The following is a 3068-nucleotide window of genomic DNA, read 5'->3' on the forward strand; positions in this document are numbered from 1 at the left end:
TTGCAGGCCTTGCCTGTCCTGAAGCGTGCGCACGAAGTTTCCGGCGTCCAGCAGGCTTGCATGGGTTCCGGTATCCAGCCAGGCATAACCGCGTCCCATGCGGTTGACGCTGAGCAACCCGGCCTCAAGGTACATTTCAAGCAAGGTGACAATCTCAAGCTCGCCGCGTGCAGACGGTTTTACGGCGCGGGCCCGTTCAGGGGCAGAGCCGTCCAGAAAGTACAGCCCGGTCACGGCGTAGTTCGATGGCGGCACTTGAGGTTTCTCGACAATCTGGGTGACGGCGCCAGCCTCGTCATAGGCCACGACCCCGTAGCGTTCGGGATCAGCGACCCGATAGCCGAAAACGGTGCCTCCCGTCTCTTTGGCGTCTGCCGATTGCAGGATCTCGGGCAGGCCGTGCCCGAAGAAAATGTTGTCGCCCAGCACCATGGCCGAGGGGGCACCATCCAGAAAGTCTTCTGCCAGAATATAGGCTTGCGCTAACCCGTCAGGAGAAGGTTGAACAATCCAGGTCAGGGACAGGCCCCATTGGCTTCCGTCGCCCAACAGGCGCTGAAACTGCTCCTGATCCTGCGGCGTCGTGATCATCGCGATGTCGCGGATCCCGGCCAGCATCAGCACCGAAAGGGGGTAATAGATCATCGGCTTGTCATAGATGGGCAAAAGCTGCTTCGAGACGCCCATCGTGATCGGATAAAGACGGGTACCTGACCCGCCTGCCAGAATGATACCTTTGCGTTTCTTGCCGTTCCGGGTCGTCATGTGCCGAGCTCTCCAAGGTCTTCAAGTATGCTGTGCAGGCCCGCCTTCCAATCCGGACGGGGCACGCCCAGGTCCGTTGTCAGTGTCGTGCAGTCCAGGCGGCTGTTCAGGGGGCGTTTCGCGGGGGTCGGGTATGCGCTGGACGGGATGTCTTCGACATTGCAGTCAATGCCGGCCTGATCGAAGATCTCGCGGGCAAAATCGGCCCAGCTGACATCAGGGCCACCGCTGCAATGGTAAATTCCGGTCTTTTCATCCGGGTTTGTCAAAAGGGCACGGGCCGCGCCGATACAGGCCCCGGCCAGTGCCGATGCCGGGGTTGGACCGCCAATCTGGTCTGCGACGATCGTCAGGTGGTCACGCTCTTTGCCGAGGCGCAGCATGGTTTTGACGAAGTTATGCCCATGTGACGACACCACCCACGAGGTTCGTATGATTGCATGGGGTCCGCCCGCCGCAATCACACCGGCCTCACCCGCCAGCTTGGTGCGCCCATAGGCGCCCAGCGGGCCGGTCGCGTGGTTGGGTAAGAACGGGGCCGTGCCCGCCCCGTCAAACACATAATCTGTCGAGACCTGAACAAACGGCACCCCGCGCCCGGCCGCAGCTTTGGCCAGCGCCGTGGGCGTGGTTCCGTTGATCAGCAGGGCAAGGTCTTCCTCCGCCTCGGCCTTGTCGACGGCGGTATATGCGGCGGCGTTGATCACCGCATCCGCATCGGTGCCGCGAACCAGGGCCGCGCACCCTTCGGGATCGGTAAAATCCGCCTTGTCGCGCCCAAGCGCTTCAACCGAGATTTCCCCGCCACACCGGATCAGTTCCCGGCCCAGCTGACCGGTCGCCCCGAAGACCAGAAGTTTCACGCGCTGACCCCCAGCCGTTCGCCAACGCCGGACCGGCCTTGCAGGGACCGCCACCACTCTTCATTGTTCAGGTACCATTCAACCGTTCTGCGCAGACCCTCCTCTACCGTCACGGATGGGCGCCAGTTCATTTCGTTGCGCATCCGCGAGGGATCGATGGCGTAACGCGCATCATGCCCGGGGCGGTCTGTGACAAAGGTGATCTGGTCCGCATAGACCCCCTGCGGTTTCGGGCGCAGATCGTCCAGGATCGTGCAAAGCGTCTGCACCAGTTCCAGATTGCTGCGCTCGTTCTCGCCACCGATGTTGTAGGACCGGCCGACAGCCCCCTTTTGCACCACCAGCAAAAGCGCGTCGGCGTGATCCTCGACATACAGCCAGTCGCGGACATTCGAGCCGTCACCATAGATCGGCAGCGCCTTGCCCGCGATTGCGTTCAGGATCACAACGGGGATCAGCTTTTCAGGGAAATGATAGGGTCCGTAATTGTTCGAACAGTTGGTCAGCACCACCGGCAGGCCATAGGTCTCGTGCCAGGCCCGGACCAGATGATCGCTGGAGGCTTTCGATGCGGAATAGGGTGACCGCGGATCATAGGGAGTATCCTCGGTGAACTGGCCGGAGGGCCCCAGGCTGCCAAAGACTTCATCGGTCGAGATATGGTGGAACCTGAAAGTGTCCGGTTTTCCCTGTCCGGCCCAATAGCTGCGCGCCGCCTCCAGCATGTTGTATGTGCCCAGGACATTGGTTTCGATGAAAGCCCCCGGCCCGTCGATGGACCGGTCAACATGGGATTCTGCCGCCAGGTGCATTACCGCATCAGGCGCATGTTCGGCAAACACCGCCTTCAGGGCCGCAGGGTCGCGGATATCTGCGTGAACAAAGGCATAGTTCGGGTTCTCTGCAACCTCGGCAACATTGTCGAGGCAGGCCGCATAGGTCAGCGCATCAAGGTTCACGACCTGATGTCCGTCCGCAATGGCACGCCGCACGACCGCGGACCCGATGAAACCCGCACCACCTGTCACCAACAGTTTCATATTCTATCCTTCGTAAACAAACGGGCTGTCAAAATCGGCCAGCGCAGGCGCAATCCTGTCCTTGTCGCTCAGCACCGGGTTCCCCTGCAAGGGCCAATCAATACCACAGCTGTCCCAGCGCACACCCCCATCAGCATCCGCATTGTAAGAGCTGGTACATTTGTAGCAGATTTCGGTGTCGGGCTCTAACGTCACAAAACCATGGGCAAAACCCGCCGGCACCCAAAGCTGTCGCCCGTTCTCAAAGCTGAGCTCGATGCCGAAAGATTGCCCATAGGTCGGCGATCCCTTGCGGATATCGACAGCGACATCATAAAGCGCGCCCCGGCCCGCCCGCACCAATTTGCCCTGCGCATGCGGGGGCGCCTGAAAATGCAGGCCGCGCAATGTCCCCACCGCG

Annotated in this window: 4 protein-coding genes; all 4 read right to left on the reverse strand. The window is 61.1% G+C overall.

The window, feature by feature from the left end; all coding sequences use genetic code 11:
• A partial coding sequence (gene rfbA / locus ACR0AM_RS21455) for a glucose-1-phosphate thymidylyltransferase RfbA (RefSeq protein ID WP_480623980.1) occupies positions 1–765 on the reverse strand: 765 nt, incomplete at its 3' end.
• Positions 762–1628, reverse strand: coding sequence for a dTDP-4-dehydrorhamnose reductase (rfbD, locus tag ACR0AM_RS21460; protein WP_480623981.1), 867 nt, complete (start codon positions 1626–1628; stop codon positions 762–764). The genes rfbD and rfbA, both read right to left, overlap by 4 nt.
• The gene (gene rfbB / locus ACR0AM_RS21465; protein WP_480474420.1) at positions 1625–2668 is read right to left on the reverse strand and encodes a dTDP-glucose 4,6-dehydratase; all 1044 of its coding nucleotides are present in this window, start codon (positions 2666–2668) and stop codon (positions 1625–1627) included. Before rfbB ends, rfbD begins: the two co-directional genes overlap by 4 nt.
• Positions 2669–2671: 3 nt before the next feature.
• A partial coding sequence (locus ACR0AM_RS21470) for a dTDP-4-dehydrorhamnose 3,5-epimerase family protein (RefSeq protein ID WP_480623982.1) occupies positions 2672–3068 on the reverse strand: 397 nt, incomplete at its 5' end.

It is taken from the genome of Ruegeria sp. AD9 (genome assembly GCF_056542305.1).

Bases quoted from the DNA above. Each gene is read 5' to 3' on its own strand.
- rfbB (WP_480474420.1), bottom strand. From the start codon at position 2,668: ATGAAACTGTTGGTGACAGGTGGTGCGGGTTTCATCGGGTCCGCGGTC.